Origin of the sequence: Thalassospira sp. CH_XMU1458 (assembly GCF_037027205.1) — a bacterium.
Taxonomy (GTDB): Bacteria; Pseudomonadota; Alphaproteobacteria; order Rhodospirillales; family Thalassospiraceae; genus Thalassospira; species Thalassospira tepidiphila.
Genome location: NZ_JAYMDW010000002.1, coordinates 588148 through 609570 on the forward strand (window position 1 = coordinate 588148; position 21423 = coordinate 609570).

The following is a 21423-nucleotide window of genomic DNA, read 5'->3' on the forward strand; positions in this document are numbered from 1 at the left end:
ACGCACCAATTTCAGTCATTCGAGGTTCAATGGTCCCGATTTGATGCCATTTACGCGTATCGACAAAGATAAATTAACGTGCAGAAAAGGTTGGTTCAGGTTTGAGCCTGATTGGTCCGAAACTAAGGGAAACCCCGCAGATATGCGATTTGAAGTTCCGGTTGTAGTGCATTGGTGCTGACCAAGTGGACAGGTCTGTGCAACGTGTTGCGTGCTCAGCTATTTACAGGGCACTATATTTTGTAGTTACCATGAGCATTCGCAGCATGCCAAACTGCGCTGCATTGGTCCTTGACCAACGCCGCTTTGCTTATGTTGCGAGACATGTGTTTTCGATGAGGGAGTTCCGCCAAACAAGATGGGCATTGGCGGAAAGATAATCAGAATTCAAACAAAGAAGGGCATCGGAATGAAAAAGCTTCTGACCTCGGTGGTCGCGGCTGTTGCTTGCTATGCAGGCGTTGCTTCGGCTGCAGAAATCAATCCGGCTGTGGTTTACGATCTTGGTGGTCGTTTTGACCGCTCATTCAACCAGGCGGCATACACGGGTGCCGAGAAGTACAAGGAAGATACCGGTACTGAGTATCGTGACTTCGAAATCCAGAACGATTCACAGCGCGAGCAGGCAATGCGCAACTTTGCGCGCCGCGGCATGAATCCGATTGTTGCGATTGGTTTTTCCCAGGCTTCTGCACTTGAAAAAGTTGCTAAAGAATTCCCTGAAACCAAATTTACCATTGTTGACATGGTTGTAGACCTGCCGAACGTTCAGTCGGTGGTTTTCAAGGAACATGAAGGTTCGTTCCTTGTCGGTGTTCTGGCGGCTATGGCATCTGAAACCGGCAAAGTCGGTTTCGTTGGTGGTATGGACATCCCGCTGATCCGCAAATTCGCCTGCGGCTACGCACAGGGCGTGAAGTATTCGAACGGTGATGCGGAAGTCTTCCAGAACATGACCGGTACCACCGGTGCGGCCTGGAACGATCCGGTAAAGGGTGGTGAACTTGCGAAATCGCAGTTCGACCGTGGTGCAGATGTTGTTTACCATGCTGCAGGTGGTACTGGCGTTGGTGTGCTTCAGGCTGCTGCAGATGCCGGTAAACTCGGTATTGGTGTGGACTCCAACCAGAACGGCCTGCATCCGGGTTCGGTTCTGACGTCTATGCTGAAACGCGTTGACGTTGCTGTTTACGAAGCTTTCGAGGCTGCTGCCAACGATACCTGGGAGCAGGGCCTGACCATTCTGGGTCTTGCAGAGGGCGGCGTTGATTGGGCACTTGATGAAAACAACGAAAGCCTGATCACCGACGAAATGAAAGCAGCCGTTGCCGAGGCCAAGGAAGCAATCATTTCCGGTAACCTTGAAGTACACGATTACATGAGCGATAGCGCCTGCCCAATGTAAGGCAGACGTCAAAGCAAATCGGGGATTTGTCGTGTCGGATACGATGCATCAAATGCACGGCGCCGGGGAAACCGGTGCCGTGCAACCCGCTATTGAACTGCGCGGTATAGACAAGCGGTTCGGTGCGGTACATGCCAATAAAGAAATCGACCTTAAGGTCGACAAAGGAACTATCCACGGAATCGTGGGCGAAAATGGGGCTGGTAAATCGACCCTGATGAGTATTCTGTATGGCTTTTATCAGGCCGATGCAGGAACCATTCACGTCGATGGCAAGCTCTGTGAAATCAACGGATCAGAAGACGCGATTGCGGTCGGGATCGGGATGGTTCACCAGCATTTCATGTTGGTTGAGACGTTCTCGGTGCTTGAGAACGTTATTCTTGGCGTCGAAGGCGGTGCTGTTCTGCGCGATGGTGTGCAAAAGGCACGCGAAGAACTCAAACGTCTTGAACGCGAATATTCGCTCAACATCGATCCCGATGCCACGGTGGGTGATCTTTCGGTCGGGCTCCAGCAACGTGTGGAAATCCTAAAAGCGCTCTATCGCGGGGCGGAAATTCTTATTCTGGATGAGCCGACCGGTGTTCTGACACCCCAAGAAGCAGATCATCTTTTCAGAATTCTTGATACCCTGAAAGAACAGGGCAAGACGGTTGTTCTGATTACCCACAAACTGCGCGAAATCATGGCCGCAACGGACAATGTTTCCGTCATGCGCCAAGGCGCAATGGTGGCACATCGCAAGACAGCCGAAACCAGCCCGGAAGAACTATCGGAATTAATGGTCGGCCGTAAGGTATTGTTGCGCTTGGAAAAAGGTGAAGCCAATCCGGCGGCAACGGTGCTGAAAGTCGATAATCTTTGCGTTGATAATGCGCAGGGCGTTCGCAAGGTCAAAAATGCGACCTTTACGGTGCGCGCAGGCGAAATCGTCGGCATTGCCGGGGTATCCGGTAACGGGCAAAGCGAACTGCTTGAAGCGCTTGGTGGAATCAGATCTGCCAGCGAAGGGACCGTGGAACTGAACGGGCAAGATGTAACGCCCGGTAAAGGGGTAGATGCCGCAGAGCTCCGTCGTCGCGGTGTCGCGCATGTGCCCGAGGATCGCCATCGCATGGCAATGGTCACGGCCTTTTCAGCCAAAGAGGCAGCCATTCTTGGCTATGAAGATGATCCTGCCTATCAAAAGGGCGGGCTTCTGGATTGGGATGCTATTTCAGCTGCCACAGCCAATATGATGTCGGAATTTGACGTTCGTCCGGACAATCCGGATTTGAAAGCTGCCAATTTCTCGGGCGGCAATCAGCAAAAGCTTGTTCTGGCGCGTGAAATCATGCGTGATCCGGAATTGCTTCTGGTGGGCCAGCCGACCCGTGGTGTCGATATCGGTGCCATTGAATTCATTCACAAACGTATTGTCGCCATGCGGGATGCTGGCAAAGCCGTCCTTCTGGTGTCAGTGGAGCTTGACGAGATTATGTCGCTTGCCGACCGCATTCTGGTGATGTGCGATGGTGCCATCATTGGTGAAGTCGCTGCGTCCGAGGCCAACGAACGCGTGCTTGGTTTGATGATGGCGGGCGTTGACCCAAATGAAGCCAAGGCAGCGGAGGGGCAGGCATGAGCAAGACTGTCGAACTGCCGCGCTGGATTGATGTTGGCGCATTACCTTTACTGAACCTGCTGCTTGCTCTTGTTGTGTCCGGGCTTGTGGTTCTGGCGATTGGTGAAAACCCGGTTCAGGTGGTTGAAATCCTGCTTTATGGCGCGTTTGGCTATGAAGAGGCGTGGGGTTATACGCTTTATTACACCACCAACTTCATCTTTACCGGCCTTGCCTTTGCCGTCGCGTTCCATTGCGGGCTGTTTAACATCGGTGCCGAAGGGCAGGCCTATATCGGTGGCCTTGGTGTAACTTTGGCAGCCCTTTATCTCGACTTCCTGCCATTCCCGATCATGCTGGTTGTGGCGATGTTGGCGGCGATGATTTTTGGCGCGGCGTGGGCTTATATCCCGGCCTACTTGCAGGCGCGTCGCGGATCGCACGTCGTTATTACGACGATCATGTTCAACTTCATCGCCTCATCGCTGATGGTGTATCTGCTGGTCAATGTGCTTCGTCCGGAAGGCTCGATGACGCCCGAAAGCGAACAGATCGCCGAACATTTGCGATTGCCATTCATTCATGACATTGCAGGCGCGCTGGGCATTGATATGGCGTCAAGCCCGCTGAACCTGTCATTTGTCTATGCCATCGTCATCAGCGTCATGGTCTGGCTGTTTATCTGGCATACCCGTTGGGGCTATGCCATCCGGACAGTCGGTGCCAATGCGGTGGCGGCAACCTATGCCGGGCTTGAACCCGGGCGTTTTATTATCATTGCGATGATGATCTCAGGTGCGCTGTCATCCTTCGTGGCGCTAAACGAAGTCATGGGTGTTCAGCACCGCCTGCTGATTGATTTTACCGCCGGGTATGGCTTTGTCGGCATCGCTGTGGCGCTGATGGGGCGCAACCATCCATTTGGCATCTTCTTGGCAGCATTGTTGTTTGGGATGCTCTATCAGGGCGGGGCGGAGCTTTCATTTGAAATTCCGACCATCTCGAATGACATGGTTGTGGTTATTCAGGGGCTTGTCATCCTGTTTACCGGTGCGATGGAACACATGTTCCGTCCGCGTGTGACAAAGATCTATACAGCCTGGCGTCTGCGCCAGGATGCCGGGGAGGCCGCGTAATGGATACATTTCAGCTAATTATCCTGTTGTTTGATGCGACGCTGCGGACCTCGACACCGCTTATTCTTGCGGCCTTGGCCGGGATGTTTTCCGAACGGTCCGGGACAATTAACCTTGCCCTTGAAGGCATGATGCTGGGCGGTGCGTTTTCGGCTGCTGCGGTTGCATTTTATGTCGGAAGCCCGTGGGTCGGGCTACTGGCCGCGATTGCAACCACGATTGCGCTTTCGCTTCTGCATGGTTTTGCATGCATCACGCACAAGGGCAACCAGGTGGTTTCGGGGATGGCGATCAATATCCTGATGTCGGGTCTGACCGCCCTTGTCGGGATTGCACTTTTTGCACAGGGCGGCAAAACGCCAGCGCTTGATAAAGGATCGCGTTTCCAGCCGATCACGTTCCCGGGTGCCGACGCCGTTCAGGACGTTCCGGTTCTGGGCCTGATCTATTCGGAACTGCTAAGCGGTCATAATATACTGGTTTATGTCGCCTTCCTTGCCGTTCCGGCAGCCTGGTGGGTGATGTATCGCACCCGGTTTGGCTTGCGTCTGCGCGCGGTTGGTGAAAACCCGGGGGCTGTTGATACGGCCGGCATTGGCGTTGTCGCGATGCGCTATCGCGCCGTGATTTGCAGCGGCGTGCTTGTTGGCATGTCAGGCGCCTATCTTTCAACTGCACAGGGCGCATCCTTCCTCCAAGACATGACCGCAGGCAAAGGCTATATCGCGCTGGCCGCGATGGTGTTTGGCAAGTGGCGTCCGTTCCCGGCATTGGCAGCCTGTCTGCTGTTTGGCTTCCTGGATGCGGCGGCCACACGTTTGCAGGGTGTCGTTCTGCCCGGTATCGGCGAAGTTCCGGTCCAATTGGTGCAGGCATTGCCCTATATCCTGACGGTCATTCTTCTGGCCGGCTTCATTGGCCGCGCCATTCCGCCAAAGGCGCTTGGGCGGGCATACGTCAAGGAACGCTAAGCTTTTCGTGGTTCGGGTCTCGGCCTATCATACAGGCAGTCCCGAACCACTTTTCCAAAAATGTGCGCTTTGGTCAGGCGCGATAGGTAATCAAAACAGGATCAAACAAATGGTTGCTCATAAACAGGCTCCGCGCGATCTGATTGACGCGGCTCTTGCGGCTCGTGACAAGGCATATGCGCCTTATTCGAACTTCTTTGTCGGTGCTGCGTTGCGCACGACTGAGGGCAAGGTCATTTCAGGCTGCAATGTTGAAAATGCGGCATATCCCGAAGGCGTCTGTGCCGAGGCCGGCGCGATTTCGGCAATGGTACTGTCAGGGGAAACCCGTTTTGACGAGATCGTCGTTGTCGGGCTGGGCGATATCGCCTGTACCCCGTGTGGTGGGTGCCGCCAGAAGATCCGCGAATTTACCGGTCCGGATGCGACCATCTTTATCATCAATGATGCCGGTGAAACACTTCTGACGCTCAGCCGTGAAGAACTTATTCCGCATTCCTTCGGGCCGGAGAACCTAAAATGAGCAACGTAAAAGCAGCGCTTGATGTCATTGCCGCCAAGGCGCCGGGTTTCAAGGCAGAAGTTGCATTGGTTCTTGGTAGCGGCCTTGGTGGTGTGGTTGACGCCGTAAGTGATGCGATCAGCATTGCCTATGAAGAACTCCCCGGGTTCCCGCGCCCGACCGTGGTCGGACATGGCGGGACACTTGTTCTTGGCCGTATTGGCGGTGTGTCGGTCGCTGTAATGCAGGGGCGGGCGCATTATTACGAGCATGGCCGATCGGATCTGATGGCCGAACCGCTTGAAATTCTGCGCGAACTTGGCGCGGAACGTCTGCTTTTGACCAATGCTGCCGGTTCACTGATCCCTGAGGCCGTACCGGGCAGTCTGATGCTGATCACCGATCATATCAGCCTGTTTGGTCCCAATCCATTGATCGGTTATTACGGAAACGACCGTTTTGTCGGCATGGATGTGCCTTATGATCCTGAAATCGGGTCTGGCCTGCATGGTGCGGCGGCCAAGCTTGGCATCAAACTGTTTGAGGGAACCTATTGCTGGTGCACCGGACCAAGCTTTGAAACACCAGCTGAAATTCGTGCGCTCAAGATTCTTGGCGCGGATGCGGTGGGTATGTCGACCGTCCCGGAAAACATTCTGGCCCGCCGTCTTGGATTCAAGGTGGCCGCGGTTTCAAACATCACCAATCTGGCCGCTGGCATGAGTGCGACACCGCTTAGTCACGAGCAGACATTGGAAATGTCGAAAGTCGGTTCGGCCAATCTTATCAAGATATTACTGCAATATTTTTCAAGCGCTTCCTGAAGTCGTGTGACTTCAAAGCGTCTGATTTGATTTAACGACACGTGCGCAGGAGACAGCACATGCTGCCCCAAGAAATCATTCGCCGGAAACGTGAAGGCGAAGTTCTGACAGACGCTGAGATCGCCTTTTTCGTCAAGGGCATCACAGATAACAGCATCAGCGAAGGGCAGGTTGCCGCCCTTGCCATGGCAGTGTTCTTTAATGGCATGACCATGGACGAACGCGCGGCGCTCACGCGCAATATGCGCGATAGCGGTACGGTTCTGGACTGGAAGGCGCTTGGCCTTGAAGGACCGGTGGTGGACAAGCATTCGACCGGCGGCGTTGGCGATAAGGTAAGCCTGATGCTGGGCCCGATTGTTGGTGCCTGCGGGGCGTTCGTGCCGATGATTTCCGGCCGTGGCCTTGGCCATACTGGTGGGACGCTGGACAAGTTTGACTCCATTCCGGGCTATCGCACCACACCAAGTCTTGACGAATTCGCCAAGGTCACCCGTGAAGTCGGCTGTGCCATTATCGGGCAGACAGCCGATCTGGCACCGGCGGACAAACGGTTCTATGGCATTCGCGACGTGACTGCGACGGTCGAGAGCATCCCGTTGATCACGGCGTCCATCCTGTCAAAGAAACTGGCAGCCGGGCTTGATAGCCTTGTCATGGATGTGAAATTCGGCTCCGGCGCCTTTATGAACGAGTATGAGCGCGCCCGCGAACTGGCCGAAAGCATCACCGAAGTTGCCACCCGCAATGGCGTTCCCACGGTCGCACTTCTGACCGATATGGAACAGGTGCTGGGTGACACAGTTGGCAATGCACTTGAAATGCAGGAAGCGATCGACTTCCTGACCGGAAAGCACCAGGAACAGCGTGTCTATGACGTCACCATGGCGCTGGCGGCAGAAATGCTGACCGTTAGTAGTGTGGCGGCCGACGTTTCCGATGGTCTGCGTATGGCAACAGAGGCACTTGAAAGCGGCAAGGCAGCCGACACCTTTGGCAAGATGGTATCAAGTCTTGGTGGTCCTGCGGACTTTGTCGAAAACACCAACAAGTATCTTGAAGCCGCCCCGATGATAAACACGGTAACAGCCGCCAAGACCGGACGTGTTCTTTCGATGGATGCCAGAAAGGTTGGTCTTGCGCTGGTGTCGCTTAAAGGCGGGCGCACGCGGGCAGACCAGAAGATCGATTTTGCGGTAGGTTTTACCGATTTCATCAAGGTTGGGCAGCCGGTATCGGCCGAGACACCAATTTGCCTGGCCCATACCCGAGACGAGGCACAGCTTGAAGAAGCAACCGCCTTGCTGCGTGAAGCGATTGTGATCGGCGAGGGGGATGTCGATCCGACAGGTACCGAGCCAGCAGTTCGTGAGCGGATCGTGGCACGCAAAAAGGCGTGATTGTCACCAAGTCAAAAGCAAAAAGCCGGGAATGAAACCCGGCTTTTTTGTTTTCTGCTCTTAACGAAGTTCGCCGCCGGCGTTCTGCGAGCATTTCGCTTTCGGCGGACAAGGCTTGCCAAATGGCTCAAGAGAAAGCATTTTGATCAGGAATGAAAATTTTCCAATAAAGATGAAAATTGAAAACAGAAGGAGAGAGGCATGGGGAAACTGGATCGGCGTCGTAGAGAGATTTTGGAGCTTGTCGCCTCCAACAGCTTTATGACCATTGATACCCTTGCCGAACATTTTTCTGTCACGCCACAAACCATCCGACGCGACATCAATGAAATGGCCGAAGAAGGCCTGATTGCCCGCTATCACGGCGGGGCTGCCAGTGTCTCGACCACCGAAAATACCGCCTATACCGACCGTCAGGTTCTAAACCTTGGCAGCAAGCGCGAGATCGCAAAGCTGGTGGCGCAACATATCCCCGAAGGCGCGTCTCTTTTTATCAATATTGGAACGACCAACGAAGAAGTCGCACATGCGCTTCTCGGCCATAAAAGCCTTAAGATCATTACCAATAACCTGCATGTTGCAGAAATCTGTGCTGCCAATCAGGGATTTGAAGTGATCATTGCTGGCGGCGTTGTGCGACAGCGCGATTTCGGTGTCATCGGCGAGGCCACCATTGATTTCATCAACCAGTTCAAGGTCGATTACGCGATTGTCGGGATATCCGGCGTCGATGAGGATGGCAGCCTGATGGATTTCGATTATCGTGAAGTGCGCGTCGCGCGGGCGATTATTTCCAACGCACGCCAAACATTCCTGTGCACAGATGCATCAAAATTCGGTCGTCGTGCGATGGTCCGTCTGGGACATCTTTCCGAAATCGACGCTCTGTTTACCGATCGTCATCCTGGGCCGGTTTGGGCCGATGTGATCCGCGAAGCCGACGTTTCGGTCTATACAGCCAACTAGTTCCAGCACGGGGCAGGGTGTTGTTTGCGCCGTTAGCTATAGACGTGGTCTTCGCGTTTGCCAGTTCGCATGGTGATCGGGCCCTGTGACGATCCGTTCAGCATCTGGGTCAGATGCGCATTGTGTGCGTCATCGATATCTTTGGTTTTACCTGCCCAATAGACTTTGCCGTCATGCATCATCATCAGGTTCTGATAGCGGGTGCGGGCAATGTGCATATCGTTGGTGATTGATATCACCGTGGTCCCGCGTTGTTCTGCAATCTTGCCAATCATGCGTTCGATATGGTTCGACAGAACCGGATCAAGTCCGGCGGTCGGATTGTCCAGCAACAGGATCGCCGGATCGGTGGAAATCGCCCTTGCGACACCAACGCGTTTTTGCATGCCGCCAGACAGATCACTTGGCGTTAGATCCGCACTTTCGGATGCCAGACCGACAAGACCCAACAGATCAAGGGCACGTTCCCGGGCCTCCTTGCGGCTAAGAGTACCGGTTTCAATCTGACGAAAGCAGATGTTTTCCCAAACCTTCAGGCTGTCAAACAGGGCATTTTGCTGAAACAGCATGCCAATGCGTTCGGCCCATGCGGCGCGTTTGGGTGCATTGGTTTGACTGACATCATCGCCATCCAACAGGATCTTGCCAGCATCGGCCCCGTAAATCCCAACCAGACATTTCATCAGGACACTTTTGCCTGCGGCAGACGGACCAATAATGGCCATGGTTTCGCCCTTGGGAAGATGCAATCTGACATCATCAAGGGCAAGCTTGTCGCCAAACCGTTTGCTGAGATTTTCAACCGAGATAAAGGCCGGATGGGTCGCGGAGCTGGTTTCAGGCGTGGTCATTGGCAATCCGGATGATGAACGTGTTGGGCCGAGTTTCGGCAATTGCGCCGGTCTGGGCAAGGATCATTTTTACAAAAATGAAAACGGCCCCGCAAATGGGGGCCGTTTTGCAAAGATCGGGTGTTTGATAGCCGATTAATGCGACAGGATCTGGCTGAGGAACAGCTTTGTACGATCGCTTTTCGGGTTATCAAAGAACTCCTTCGGACCAGCCATTTCGACGATCTGGCCAGCATCCATAAAGATCACACGGTCAGCGACCTCTTTGGCGAAGCCCATCTCGTGGGTTACGCAAAGCATGGTCATACCTTCCTTGGCGAGCTCGACCATCACGTCGAGAACTTCCTTGACCATTTCCGGGTCAAGCGCCGAGGTCGGTTCATCAAACAGCATGATTTTCGGCTGCATGCAGAGCGAACGGGCAATCGCCACACGCTGCTGCTGACCGCCGGAAAGCTGACCCGGGAATTTGTGGGCCTGCTCGGCAATTCGCACACGCTCAAGGTAATGCATGGCCAGTTCGTTGGCTTGCTTCTTGGGCATCTTGCGAACCCAGATCGGGGCCAGCGTCAGGTTTTCCAGCACGGTCATGTGCGGGAAAAGGTTGAAGTGCTGGAACACCATGCAGACCTCGCGGCGCACGGCTTCGATGTTTTTGACATCGTCGCCAAGCAAAATGCCATCGACGTAGACTTCACCGCTTTGATAGGTTTCAAGGCGGTTCAGGGTGCGGATCAGCGTCGATTTACCTGAGCCGGACGGGCCGCAGATAACGATACGCTCACCTTTGCGAACAGACAGGTCAATATCCTGAAGAACATGGAAATTGCCATACCATTTGTTCATCTTGTTGACGGTGATGACATCCTCTTTGGACGGAGGAGGCACAGCGCCGGTAGTGGGTTCAGTTGCTACAGTCATTGTTTTTTCCTCACTCCTTACCTTTGTTCGCCTTTGCGAAGCTCTTTTTCAAGATAGGCGGAATATTTCGCCATCGAGAAACAGATCAGGAAGAATATTGCCGCGGCGAAGGCATAACCTTCGACGTAATATTTGGTCCAGGCCGGGTCACTGCGCAGTGCCAGCTTCACCGTGCCAAGGAAGTCAAACAGGCCGATAATCACGACCAGTGTGGTGTCCTTGAACATGGAAATAAAGCTGTTAACGGTCGGCGGGATCACCAGACGCAGTGCCTGCGGCAAAATGATCAGACGCATCGATTGCCAATAAGACAGCGCAAGACTGTCACCAGCCTCAAACTGACCACGCGGAACGGCCTGTAGACCACCACGGAATACCTCGGCGAGGTAGGCGGCGGTAAACAGGATGATACCGATCTGCGCACGCAGCAGCTTGTCGATGGTAACCCCATCTGGCAGGAACAGCGGGAACATGACCGATGCCATGAACAGAACCGTAATCAGCGGCACACCACGAATGACTTCGATATACACCACGGAAACGGTTTTGATGGCCGGCATGTGCGACTGACGACCAAGTGCCAGCAGCAGCCCGAACGGGAAAGCAAAGATCACACCGATCGAGGACAGGATCAGGGTCAGCGGCAAGCCACCCCAATAGCTGTTCTGGACATAGGTAAGGCCAAACACACCACCCCACATGAGGATGGCAATAATCGGCACACCAATGACCCACATCGGAATGATTGCCTTGCGCAGGCTCGGATACTTAACCGCACCCAGACTGCCGCAAATGATTCCCATCAGAAGGATCATGGCAAGAAGCGGCCGCCACTGTTCTTCAAACGGGTAGGTGCCAAACAGGATCAGTCGTAAATTGGCATTAACGAACCCCCAGCAGGCACCTGTCGCTTCCGCGCAGGCCTCAATTGATGGCGCCAACGTCGCATTGATGATGGCCCACTCGACGATTGGCGGGATCAGCCAAACGAGGAATGCAATCGAACCAAGGGTCAGGAGGGTGTTGAACCATCCATCAAACAGGTTCTTTTTCGACCATGCCACGGCACGCTCGGAAAAGGTGCCGGTCGGAAGAGGAGGTAATTTTGCGTTTTCTGACATGTTACCTCTCCACCAGTGCCATTTTCTTGTTGAACCAGTTCATAAAGAGCGAGGTCAACAAGGACAAACCAAGATAGATCGACATGAAGATCGAGATGGCCTCGATCGCCTGACCTGTCTGGTTCATGGTCGTGTTGGAAACAGAAACCAGATCCGGATAACCGACGGCAACAGCCAAAGAGCTGTTCTTGGTCAGGTTAAGATACTGGTTGGTCAGTGGCGGGATCGCGACACGCATCGATTGCGGCAGGATCACCTTGCGAAGCGCAATAGAACGGCGAATGCCCAAACTGTCGGCAGCTTCCCACTGGCCATTCGGAACAGCCTGAATACCGGAACGAACAACCTCGGCAACATAGGTCGAGGTGTAAACCGTAAGACCGATCAGAACTGCCATGAATTCAGGCGAAATGTTGTAGCCACCCTGAATGTTAAAGCCTTTGAGGGCCGGCATGCTCATGTCGGTCGGTGCGCCACCTGCCAGATAGGCAGCAAGGACGAGACCGACAAAAATACCGATCCCGGCAAGAAGCATCGGGAAGGGCTGACCTGTGGCGTCCTGGCGTTTCTTGGCCCATTTCCTGACGAAATAGATCACAACGCAGGCAATCACGGCCGCAATGGTCATAAGGGTGTAGGCGTTATCAGGTTCCGGCACCGGTAAATACATACCGCGCGACGTCAGCAAAACACCGGGCAGAGGCTCCAGCGCGTCGCGTGGATGCGGGAAAGCGCTTGGAATAAGTGCGTACCAGAAGAAGAGTTGCAACAGGACCGGAATGTTCCGGAACGTTTCAACATACACAGTCGCAAGTTTGCGAACGATCCAGTTCGAGGACAGGCGCGCAACGCCAAAGATTGTCCCGATAATCGTACACAAAATGATCCCAAGCAGTGACACCTTCACAGTGTTCAGAAGACCGACCATCAACGCCGTCGCATAGTCGCTTTGGGCGCTGTAGTCGATCATGGTTTCGCTGATCTCGAAGGAAGCTTCAAGATCAAGGAACCCGTAACCGGTTGAGATGTTCTGTTGTTCAAGGTTGTACAAGGTGTTGGACACCAGGTACCAGCCCGCAAGAACGATCAGTCCAATTGCGACGACTTGATAAAGCACCGCACGGACGTTTTCGTCATTGAGATAATCAACGAGGCCCTTGGAACGAACATCCCCCGGGGCATTTTGAGGCTTACTCATATGACCCTCAGGTGTAGATTGTATCCAAAATCAGCAAGCACCTAACGAAAAGCTCCGCCCATGCGTTCAGGCAGTGGGGCGGAGCTTCGTAGGTTTAGGCAGTCGGTTTGCTAGCGATTAGCGAACCGGCCATGCATACTGCAGGCCACCATCGGTCCACAGAGCGTTCAGACCACGCTCAAGACCGAGCTTGGCGGTAACGTTTTTCTCATAGCTTTCGCCATAGTTACCGACCTGCTTGACGATGTTGTATGCCCAAGCTTCGTCAAGACCAAGAGCTTCACCCATGCCCGGCGAAACGCCCAGCAGACGCTGAATGCCCGGGTTGGTGCTGTTTGCTTTCATGTCGTCAACATTTTCCATGGTGACGCCATACTCTTCTGCTTCAACCATCGCAGCAAAAGCCCAGCGAACAACGTCCGACCACTGTTCGTCGCCCTGGGCGACAACCGGGCCGAGCGGCTCTTTGGAGATGATTTCCGGAAGGATCACATAGTCAGCCGGATTTTCAGCCATCTGGGTACGGATGGAAGCAAGACCCGAAGCATCGGTGGTGTAAACGTCGCAACGACCAGAGAAGAAGGCTGCGGTTGCTTCGTTGATGTTCTCGATAACGACCGGCTCGAAGGACATGCCTTTGGCGCGGAAGTAGTCAGCGAGGTTCAGCTCGGTCGTGGTGCCCGGCTCAACGCAGACGGTCGCACCGTCAAGCTCGGTTGCGCTGGAAACGCCGAGAGCTTTCGGGATCAGGAAGCCCTGACCGTCATAGTAGTTGATGCCGACAAAGGTCAGACCCAGTTTCGCATCACGGGTGGTGGTTGCAGTGGTGTTACGCGACAGGATGTCGATTTCACCGGACTGCAGAGCCGTGAAGCGCTGTGCTGCGGTCAGCGGGGTGTACTGAACGGCGTTTGCGTCACCAAAAACTGCAGCAGCTGCTGCACGGCAGACGTCAACGTCAATACCTTCCCATTTACCTTCGGCATTGGCAGCGGAGAAACCCGGAAGACCGGTGTTCACGCCGCACTGAACGAAACCTTTGGCCTTGATGCCGTCAAGAACGGCACCTGCCTGTGCGTTCTGCGCGGCAACGGCTGCAACGGTCATTGCGCCAGCGGCAAGGATCGTCTGGATTTTCATAAGATAGCTCCCTTATTAGCAAAGCATTGTTTTTAGCTTTTGTGCCACCCTGGATATGCACAGCCGCATATCCATTCGTCCGAAGAACATCGGACCGCCAAATTAAGAAATTTTAGGCCGCCTTGTGTCAAGTGTGAAAAAATTTTGGCAACATTAGAACCTACGGTGCTGGCTAAAAATTGAGGCTTTTTCTGCGGTTATATCGCGCGGACATACGATCACATAAAATATACAAAACTTTGTTTGTCTCATATATTCAATAACCTAGTAGTAGTTTCGTTCTGATCACCGGCAAGACCGAGAATTGCACGAACTTTTTTTCACCAAAAAATCGGTCATGATCAAAAAAAGTGCATCAGTTCACGCTGTTTAAAAAATACGCATGGGTGCAGTGCGGAATCGGGAGCGGCATTCGTTAAGCAGCGCGGTCGAGCATCTTGCAAAACAGGATCGGCACGAAAAAGCCCCGCTTTGAGATGCGGGGCTTGTCTTGATCAGGTTTTCAGTTCCGACAGGTTGGAAAACAGTTCCAGTGCCGTCGGGTTGGCCAAGGCTTCCTGATTTTTTACCGGCCGTCCGTGGACAACATCACGAACAGCGAGTTCGGTAATTTTCCCCGATTTTGTCCGCGGGATATCGGCAACCGCAAGCACCTTGGCGGGGACGTGGCGTGGGGTGCAGTTGTTGCGGATCTGCTTCTTGATCTTGTCGATAAGTGCGGTATCCAATTCGTAATTGTCGCGGAGCACAACAAACAGGATCACCCGAACGTCGTTATCCCAGTCCTGGCCGATCACAATCGATTCCTGAATTTCAGGTAGTTTTTCTACCTGGCGATAAATCTCTGCCGTGCCGATGCGAACGCCGCCGGGGTTAAGGGTCGCATCCGAGCGCCCATAAATGACCATGCCGCCATCATCATCAAGCTCGACATAGTCACCATGGCACCAGATGTTATCAAACCGGTCAAAATAGGCGCTGTGATACCGCGAACCATCCGGGTCGTTCCAGAAGCCGACCGGCATCGATGGGAATGGTTTGGTGCAAACCAGTTCACCTTTTTCGTTCCGCACGGAGTTGCCATCGTCGTCAAACACATCGACAGCAACACCAAGGGCACGGGTCTGGATGACGCCACGTTTGACTGGCAGGACGGGGCAAGCCAGCACAAAGCAGCCAAGGATATCTGTGCCGCCCGAAATGGACGCCAGATGGATGTATTCTTTGATGTCGCGATAAACGTAATCGAAGCTTTCCGGTGCAAGCGGCGAGCCGGTTGACGTCATCGCACGCACAGTGGACAGATCGTGTGTTTCTCGCGGTTTGAGTTCGGCCTTGGCCAACGCATCAATATATTTGGCAGATGTGCCAAACAGCGTCATGCCTTCTGCATCGGCATAATCAAACAGGATATTGCCACTCGGATAGAAGGGCGAGCCATCATAAAGCAGAAGGGTTGCACCGGCCGCAAGGCCCGCCATCAACCAGTTCCACATCATCCAGCCACAAGTGGTGAAATAGAAAACGCGATCACCGGGCGCGACATCACAATGCAGGATATGTTCCGAAACCTGTTTCAGCAGCGTTCCGCCCGTGCCGTGAACAATGCATTTCGGCTTGCCCGTCGTCCCAGACGAGAACATTACATAAAGCGGGTGATTGAACTCGACTTGCTCAAAGACGATTTTCTCGGTCCGGAAGGGGGCAATGAAGTCGTCATAGGTGACGGCGCTGCGGATATCCGTCGTGTTGGCGCCGTCAAAGGCATAGGGCACGATGACGACCTTTTTAAGGCTGTCGATCCGCTCGACAACATCGTGAACCTTTTCGCGGATGTCGTGTTGCTTGCCGTTATAGTGATAACCGTCAACGGTGATCATCACGGTTGGTTCGATCTGGCCAAAGCGGTCTACAACACCCTGAACGCCGAAATCAGGTGAGGCGGAAGACCAGGTTGCCCCGATGGCTGCCGTTGCCAGCATCGCAATCACGGTTTCAGACATGTTTGGCATATAGCCGCATACGCGATCACCCTTGCCAACGCCCTCTACGCGAAGAGCCTGTGAGAATTTTGATACCGCAATATTAAGTTCCGCCCAGGATAGGCGGCTTTTGACCTTGTCTTCACCCCAGAAGATCAGGGCGTCGATGTTGTCATCACGGACCAGAAGGTTCTCGGCAAAGTTCAGGCGCGCATCCGGGAAGAACTGGGCGCCCGGCATTTTGTTGCCGTCGATCAGGACACGGTCGCCCCATGTTTCCGCTTTCAAATCGGCATATTCGATAAGAGCAGGCCAGAAACGCTCAATCTCTGCAACGGACCAGTCATAGAGTTCGGTGAAACTCTGAAGGTTAAGCGCATGCTTTTCATTCACCCAGTCGCGAAAGCGGGTGACGTTTGCATTTTCAACGCGTTCTTTCGTCGGTTGCCAAAGAAAGTCGCTCATCATGAGTCCTCTGTTTCCTGCCGAACGTTTCGATCTCGTCGGCGCATCCTTTGAGGGCGCCAAATTGGTAGTCCTTTACCGCTTTTCTAGGCGTAAAAATGCGGACCAGCAAGTGAAGTAACACAGATGTCCTTAACTGGTAATACCAATTGTCTTGTTTTTCATCATATATAAGGTGAGATTATTTTCATAAGTACCTGTCTAAAAGTTATAAATATACGAAATTGTGATGCTCAAAAATATTGCGGGTTGGAGCATAAAAATAGCCCGCAAGACTAATAAAATATCAAATGGCGGCCAGTTTTTGTTCTATCGTGATTCGTTGGGTTGCGATGCTGGCGTGTCTTGCACGTGAAAACGCTTGCACGCCTGTCTGGGCATATTAGGTTGACACAGCATTTTACGAGACATGGAGATAACCGTGGCAGGTATTGACGAAAGCCAACCCTTTGTATCGATCAATATTGCCGTATTGACTGTCAGCGATACGCGCGATCTCCATAACGACACCTCGGGCGAGGTTCTTTGTGAACGCATCATCGCCAAGGGCCATCACGTTTATGAACGCAAAATCCTGAAAGACGATCAATTGGCCTTGCGCAAGCAGCTCGGTGCTTGGTGCTCAAACCCGGATGTCGATGTGATCATTACCACCGGCGGCACAGGTGTTACCGGGCGCGACGTGACGGTAGAGGCCCACCGGGCAATCTACGAAAAGGAAATACCGGGCTTCGGCGAACTGTTCCGCTGGATATCATATCAGAAAATTGGCACATCCACGGTGCAATCACGGGCGACTGCAGGGGTGTGTATGGGAACCTATATGTTTGCGTTACCCGGATCGACCGGGGCATGCAAAGATGCCTGGGACGAAATTCTGACCTATCAGCTTGATATCCGCCATCGGCCGTGCAACTTCGTCGAGCTCATGCCGCGTCTTCTTGAAGAATAAAGGCGCACGCCGTCCATATCCATTGCCCGCGATCCCTGAATTCCCCAATTAACAAGGACTTCCGATGGAATTTATCTCGGATCCGTTTTTCTATGTTGTCGGCATTCCCGCCGTCTTGATTGCCGGTGTTTCAAAAAGCGGCTTTGGCGGCGGGCTCGGTGTTGTGGCTGTGCCTTTGATGGCCTTGGCGGTATCACCACAGGGAGCCGCGGCGATCATGCTTCCCATTCTGTGCCTAATGGACCTTGCAAATGTCTGGGCATATCGCAATCGCTGGGATCGCCGGAACATGAAGATCCTGGTGCCGGCTGCATTGTTGGGCATTCTTGTCGGGACATTGTCTTTCAGCTACTTGAACGAGGCAGCCGTCAAATTGATCATCGCAATGATCGCGATCATCTTTACCCTTGATCACTGGCTTCGTGGCCGGAAGGAAACCGGTGCACCGGGCAGGGCAACGATCGGCAAGGGTACAGTTCTTGGTGCACTCGCAGGTTTTACCAGTTTCGTCGCCCACGCGGGCGGGCCACCGGTATCGGTTTATCTGCTGCCGCAGCGAATGGACAAATCGATCTTTGTCGGCACGACAGTCATGTTCTTCATTGTCGTCAATTACGTCAAACTGATCCCTTATGCGCTGCTTGGGCAATTCGATGCATCCAACCTCGGAACATCACTTTTGTTCGTGCCGATCGCGCTGTTCGGGACATGGCTTGGCTTGTGGGCGCATGACAAAGTCAGTGTCAAATTGTTCTACCGGGTTTGCTACAGCCTGTTGTTCCTGACCGGGATTAAGCTGCTTGCGGATTCGATCCTCGAATTTACAGCCTGAACATCGCATCGGTTTGCGCGGTACTTTACAGCACCACACTAACTATCGGCGTATCGATCAGTGGTTTTGATGCTATATGTCCACTCGCTTTAGGGTGGACATGGCATATGCCCATTAGATAGCCGTGTGGTCCGGGTATAATCCTGTATTTACGTAATGGTATAAGTGGCTTATTAGATATCAGTGCTGCAAAGACAAGCAGAATGGATGGCGAATAAAAGCACGCGATCAGCAGCCAGGAGGAAACCTGATGCGCATATGGGAGCTTTATTTAAATGCCAGAAAGAATTCTGCAGGTTGCGACAGCAATTTCCGGGCAAGCCAATGATAAAATTACCGAAATCAAGGCCGTTACACGGGCAACACGAACCCTTGCACTGAATGCGTTGATCGAGGCTGCGCGCGCAGGCGAAGTGGGCCGGGGTTTTGGCGTTGTTGCCAACGAGGTCAAGGAAATCTCGCAGCGTGTGAACGTGATTACCGAAGAACTTGAAGACATGTTTCTGACGCTTGCCTCCGATCTGGAGAAAACAGCGCAGACGGTTCGCGGTGATCGTTTTGCCGACCTTGCCCGCTATTCTGTCGAATTGATGGACCGCAACCTGTACGAACGATCTTGCGATGTGCGCTGGTGGGCAACTGACGCAGCCGTGGTCGATGTTTGTGAAAATCTGCAAGACCCTGCGTTTGCGTTGCGTGCATCGGAACGGCTCGGTGTGATCCTTGATTCCTATACTGTGTATCTTGATCTTTGGGTGGCTGACAGGAACGGGAACGTTATTGCCAACGGACGCCCGGACTCCTATCGCGTGATGGGGCAAAATGTTTCTGGTCAGGGCTGGTTTCAGGAAGCGTTGCGCTGTCGCGATGGCGGACATTATGCCGTCGCGGATGTGGCAGCCAATTCGCTATTAAACAATGCCGCAACCCCGACTTATGCGACCGCCGTGCGCAGGGGCGGTTCTGTTGATGGCGATGTTATTGGTGTTTTGGGGGTCTTCTTTGACTGGGAAAGCCAGGCGCCGATGATCGTCAAATCGCTGAACTTCAACGCGGAAGAACGTGAACGTACCCGGGTGATGTTGATCGACGCAAAAAATCGGGTCCTTGCTGCTTCCGATGACCGCGGCGTGCTCAGCGAAACATTTAATCTGCGGGTCGATGATCCTGCTCGCGGGGCCTATCTGCTTGAAGACGGATCCCTTGTGGCCTACGCCTTGACACCAGGTTACGAGACCTATCAAGGGCTCGGCTGGCGTGGGGTTATCGTTCAAACACCAAGAGCGGAAAATGCCGCCGCCTAAACGTCGACGTCCAGGAAAACGGCGATATCGATCTGCTAAACGAAGACGGGTACCTTGTGTTAGTGCCCGTCTTCTTTTGTTTTGTGCTCAGGTGTTTGCGCTTGCCCCTTGGCATGAAAAGAGATAACGATGCTGTCACTTTATTGATAAAATGTCATCGTATCTGCCTTAAAGGATGAAAGCTGTTGGAACTGATCCTTGCCAAAATTGCCGTGTCAATTGGAACGGTGCTGGGGCTTTCGATGCTTGCAGAACGGGCAGGACCACGTGTGGCCGGTGTGTTGTCAGGTTACCCGTTGGGAACAGCCATCCTTTTGTATTTCATCGCAATCGAGCAGGGTGTTGCCTTCGCAAGTGAAAGCGCGGTGTACGCCTTGCCCGGCCTGATTGCGACCTTAACCTTTCTGTATGCCTATTTCATTGTGTCGCGCCAATGCGTCCGCCTGCCTGTCTTTCCACAGATTCTTCTCAGTTCGCTCGGGGCGTTTGTCACTTATCTGTCGGTCTCCTGGTTGTTTCAGCTCGCACCGATGAGCTTGACGCAGGCGGCGGTGATTTTGCTGGTTGCGATCGTTGTGGCACTCATCCTTTTCCGCAAGATCGAGAATGTGCGCATTCTCAATCGGGTTCGCCTGACCAAGCGGGTTGTTTTGCTTCGTGCTTCACTGGCGGCCATCATCGTTCTGGTCATCAGTGGCATGGCGGCGTGGATTGGTCCGCGCTGGGCAGGGTTATTGTCAGGTTTCCCCGTCACACTCTATCCCATGATGTTGATCCTTCATTTCACCTATGGGGCCGAACCGGTGCATACGGTTATTCGAAACTTTCCAAGGGGAATGGGGGCGCTCTGGGTTTATATCCTTGCCGTGACCCTTGGTTACCCTGTTCTTGGGCTTGGCTTGGGCACGCTTTGCGCCTTTGGTGCTGCTACGGTCTATCTGGTCGGGTACACCACTTTCGTCTGGGTCCGCCAAAAGTCCGTGCAAGCAGTGCAATGATCTCCTAACATTCAGAGAACACGACAATGATGGTCGGTCAAATCGACCGCACACAGGGAGTAGTCGCTGAATGCAGCAAGTCCAGTCACTGGTACGGGCGTTAAGTATCCTCAACGCGCTTGCCGAAAGCGAAGACGGGATGACCCTGACCGAAATTTCCCATCAGGTGAAATTGCCGCCCTCGACAGCACACCGGTTGCTGACCACCATGCAGCACGAACGCTATGTATCGTTCGAGGGGGAGCGCACCCTTTGGTTCGTAGGGGTTCAGGCTTTCAGCGTCGGCAATTCGTTTACCAAAAATCGCAATCTCAGCCAGATCGCGCGCCCCTATATGCGCGCACTCATGGAAGACAGCGGTGAAACGGTCAATCTTGCTGTCGCAGACGGTGGGGAGGTCATCTTCCTGTCGCAGGTGGAATGCCGCAAAATGATGCGCGCACTCGTCACACCCGGTCGCCGGGCGTTGATGCACTGCTCGGGCGTTGGCAAGGCCTTGCTTGCCTTTTTGCCTGAAGAAGAACTGCATTCGGTCGTCGCAAAGCACGGGTTGCCAAAAATTACCGAACGAACCCTGATAACCCAGGAAGCTCTTGAAAAGGATCTGGAGCGTTGCCGTCAGCGTGGCTATGCCCTTGATGATGAAGAGCACGCGGTTGGTCTGCGTTGTGTTGCGGGCGTTGTCCGTGATGAAACGGGTTTGCCAATCGCGGCATTATCACTTTCGGGGCCCGCGGCCCGTATTCCAAACGACCATATCGAGCAATTGGGGCTTAAAATACGCCGTGTCTGCGCCGACCTGAGCCGTGAATATGGAGGAAAGCCGGTCTAAAGACCGGCGTTCTTCCA

The 21423-nt window shown here is 53.6% G+C and carries 19 protein-coding genes; 13 read left to right on the forward strand and 6 right to left on the reverse strand.

Features of this window, described 5'->3' with window-relative positions; all coding sequences use genetic code 11:
• Nucleotides 1-409 precede the first annotated feature (409 nt).
• The 8 genes from WBY09_RS10095 (at nt 410) to WBY09_RS10130 (ending at nt 8810) form a co-directional block, all read left to right on the forward strand.
• Entirely contained in the window at nt 410-1405 is a 996-nt protein-coding gene (locus WBY09_RS10095; protein ID WP_197147557.1) for a BMP family lipoprotein, read from the forward strand.
• A 43-nt stretch (nt 1406-1448) separates the two neighbouring features.
• Complete coding sequence (locus WBY09_RS10100) at nt 1449-3032, forward strand: ABC transporter ATP-binding protein (RefSeq protein ID WP_414716640.1); 1584 nt, start codon at nt 1449-1451, stop codon at nt 3030-3032.
• Nucleotides 3029-4147 (forward strand): ABC transporter permease, encoded by a 1119-nt coding sequence (locus tag WBY09_RS10105; RefSeq protein ID WP_197147556.1) that lies wholly within the window; start codon nt 3029-3031, stop codon nt 4145-4147. Before WBY09_RS10100 ends, WBY09_RS10105 begins: the two co-directional genes overlap by 4 nt.
• On the forward strand, nt 4147-5118 hold the full coding sequence (locus tag WBY09_RS10110; protein WP_197147555.1) for an ABC transporter permease: 972 nt from the start codon (nt 4147-4149) through the stop codon (nt 5116-5118). Before WBY09_RS10105 ends, WBY09_RS10110 begins: the two co-directional genes overlap by 1 nt.
• Nucleotides 5119-5227: 109 nt before the next feature.
• Entirely contained in the window at nt 5228-5641 is a 414-nt protein-coding gene (locus WBY09_RS10115) for a cytidine deaminase (protein ID WP_008890745.1), read from the forward strand.
• Nucleotides 5638-6444: a purine-nucleoside phosphorylase gene (locus WBY09_RS10120; protein WP_336232657.1), complete on the forward strand. Its 807-nt coding sequence runs from the start codon at nt 5638-5640 to the stop codon at nt 6442-6444. Before WBY09_RS10115 ends, WBY09_RS10120 begins: the two co-directional genes overlap by 4 nt.
• Nucleotides 6445-6503: 59 nt before the next feature.
• Nucleotides 6504-7844 (forward strand): thymidine phosphorylase, encoded by a 1341-nt coding sequence (gene deoA, locus WBY09_RS10125; RefSeq protein WP_336232658.1) that lies wholly within the window; start codon nt 6504-6506, stop codon nt 7842-7844.
• 201 nt (nt 7845-8045) lie between these two features.
• Nucleotides 8046-8810 carry a DeoR/GlpR family DNA-binding transcription regulator gene (locus WBY09_RS10130; protein ID WP_008890742.1) on the forward strand — a complete coding sequence of 255 codons (765 nt, stop codon included), beginning with the start codon at nt 8046-8048 and terminating at the stop codon, nt 8808-8810.
• Nucleotides 8811-8842: 32 nt separating this feature from the next.
• Here the strand turns inward: WBY09_RS10130 and WBY09_RS10135 are convergent, their stop codons facing one another.
• From WBY09_RS10135 to WBY09_RS10160, 6 genes are all read right to left on the reverse strand, one after another.
• On the reverse strand, nt 8843-9661 hold the full coding sequence (locus WBY09_RS10135) for an ABC transporter ATP-binding protein (protein ID WP_336232660.1): 819 nt from the start codon (nt 9659-9661) through the stop codon (nt 8843-8845).
• 135 nt (nt 9662-9796) lie between these two features.
• Nucleotides 9797-10582 carry an amino acid ABC transporter ATP-binding protein gene (locus WBY09_RS10140; protein WP_040823744.1) on the reverse strand — a complete coding sequence of 262 codons (786 nt, stop codon included), beginning with the start codon at nt 10580-10582 and terminating at the stop codon, nt 9797-9799.
• A gap of 17 nt (nt 10583-10599) precedes the next feature.
• Nucleotides 10600-11703 (reverse strand): amino acid ABC transporter permease, encoded by a 1104-nt coding sequence (locus WBY09_RS10145; RefSeq protein WP_063089713.1) that lies wholly within the window; start codon nt 11701-11703, stop codon nt 10600-10602.
• 1 nt (nt 11704) lies between these two features.
• Nucleotides 11705-12901, reverse strand: a complete 1197-nt coding sequence (locus tag WBY09_RS10150; RefSeq protein ID WP_008890738.1) for an amino acid ABC transporter permease — start codon at nt 12899-12901, stop codon at nt 11705-11707.
• A 117-nt stretch (nt 12902-13018) separates the two neighbouring features.
• Entirely contained in the window at nt 13019-14041 is a 1023-nt protein-coding gene (locus WBY09_RS10155) for an amino acid ABC transporter substrate-binding protein (RefSeq protein WP_008890737.1), read from the reverse strand.
• Nucleotides 14042-14535: 494 nt separating this feature from the next.
• Nucleotides 14536-16488, reverse strand: coding sequence for an acetoacetate--CoA ligase (locus WBY09_RS10160; protein WP_286792090.1), 1953 nt, complete (start codon nt 16486-16488; stop codon nt 14536-14538).
• Between the two features lie 421 nt (nt 16489-16909).
• On the opposite strand from WBY09_RS10160, the gene moaB reads away from it, so the two are divergent.
• From moaB to WBY09_RS10185, 5 genes are all read left to right on the forward strand, one after another.
• On the forward strand, nt 16910-17440 hold the full coding sequence (gene moaB / locus WBY09_RS10165) for a molybdenum cofactor biosynthesis protein B (RefSeq protein ID WP_040823811.1): 531 nt from the start codon (nt 16910-16912) through the stop codon (nt 17438-17440).
• Nucleotides 17441-17504: 64 nt separating this feature from the next.
• The gene (locus WBY09_RS10170) at nt 17505-18272 is read left to right on the forward strand and encodes a sulfite exporter TauE/SafE family protein (protein ID WP_286792089.1); all 768 of its coding nucleotides are present in this window, start codon (nt 17505-17507) and stop codon (nt 18270-18272) included.
• A 275-nt stretch (nt 18273-18547) separates the two neighbouring features.
• Nucleotides 18548-19576, forward strand: a complete 1029-nt coding sequence (locus WBY09_RS10175; RefSeq protein WP_286792088.1) for a methyl-accepting chemotaxis protein — start codon at nt 18548-18550, stop codon at nt 19574-19576.
• 185 nt (nt 19577-19761) lie between these two features.
• Complete coding sequence (locus WBY09_RS10180; RefSeq protein WP_286792087.1) at nt 19762-20574, forward strand: hypothetical protein; 813 nt, start codon at nt 19762-19764, stop codon at nt 20572-20574.
• Between the two features lie 70 nt (nt 20575-20644).
• Nucleotides 20645-21406: an IclR family transcriptional regulator gene (locus tag WBY09_RS10185; protein WP_008890731.1), complete on the forward strand. Its 762-nt coding sequence runs from the start codon at nt 20645-20647 to the stop codon at nt 21404-21406.
• The last annotated feature ends 17 nt before the right edge of the window (nt 21407-21423 follow it).

What these genes read in the sequence shown, in the direction of transcription:
- WBY09_RS10095 (WP_197147557.1), top strand. Translation starts at nt 410, where the DNA reads ATGAAAAAGCTTCTGACCTCGGTGGTCGCGGCTGTTGCTTGCTATGCA.
- WBY09_RS10100 (WP_414716640.1), top strand. Translation starts at nt 1,449, where the DNA reads ATGCATCAAATGCACGGCGCCGGGGAAACCGGTGCCGTGCAACCCGCT.
- WBY09_RS10105 (WP_197147556.1), top strand. Translation starts at nt 3,029, where the DNA reads ATGAGCAAGACTGTCGAACTGCCGCGCTGGATTGATGTTGGCGCATTA.
- WBY09_RS10110 (WP_197147555.1), top strand. Translation starts at nt 4,147, where the DNA reads ATGGATACATTTCAGCTAATTATCCTGTTGTTTGATGCGACGCTGCGG.
- WBY09_RS10115 (WP_008890745.1), top strand. Translation starts at nt 5,228, where the DNA reads ATGGTTGCTCATAAACAGGCTCCGCGCGATCTGATTGACGCGGCTCTT.
- WBY09_RS10120 (WP_336232657.1), top strand. Translation starts at nt 5,638, where the DNA reads ATGAGCAACGTAAAAGCAGCGCTTGATGTCATTGCCGCCAAGGCGCCG.
- deoA (WP_336232658.1), top strand. Translation starts at nt 6,504, where the DNA reads ATGCTGCCCCAAGAAATCATTCGCCGGAAACGTGAAGGCGAAGTTCTG.
- WBY09_RS10130 (WP_008890742.1), top strand. Translation starts at nt 8,046, where the DNA reads ATGGGGAAACTGGATCGGCGTCGTAGAGAGATTTTGGAGCTTGTCGCC.
- WBY09_RS10135 (WP_336232660.1), bottom strand. Translation starts at nt 9,661, where the DNA reads ATGACCACGCCTGAAACCAGCTCCGCGACCCATCCGGCCTTTATCTCG.
- WBY09_RS10140 (WP_040823744.1), bottom strand. Translation starts at nt 10,582, where the DNA reads ATGACTGTAGCAACTGAACCCACTACCGGCGCTGTGCCTCCTCCGTCC.
- WBY09_RS10145 (WP_063089713.1), bottom strand. Translation starts at nt 11,703, where the DNA reads ATGTCAGAAAACGCAAAATTACCTCCTCTTCCGACCGGCACCTTTTCC.
- WBY09_RS10150 (WP_008890738.1), bottom strand. Translation starts at nt 12,901, where the DNA reads ATGAGTAAGCCTCAAAATGCCCCGGGGGATGTTCGTTCCAAGGGCCTC.
- WBY09_RS10155 (WP_008890737.1), bottom strand. Translation starts at nt 14,041, where the DNA reads ATGAAAATCCAGACGATCCTTGCCGCTGGCGCAATGACCGTTGCAGCC.
- WBY09_RS10160 (WP_286792090.1), bottom strand. Translation starts at nt 16,488, where the DNA reads ATGAGCGACTTTCTTTGGCAACCGACGAAAGAACGCGTTGAAAATGCA.
- WBY09_RS10170 (WP_286792089.1), top strand. Translation starts at nt 17,505, where the DNA reads ATGGAATTTATCTCGGATCCGTTTTTCTATGTTGTCGGCATTCCCGCC.
- WBY09_RS10175 (WP_286792088.1), top strand. Translation starts at nt 18,548, where the DNA reads ATGCCAGAAAGAATTCTGCAGGTTGCGACAGCAATTTCCGGGCAAGCC.
- WBY09_RS10185 (WP_008890731.1), top strand. Translation starts at nt 20,645, where the DNA reads ATGCAGCAAGTCCAGTCACTGGTACGGGCGTTAAGTATCCTCAACGCG.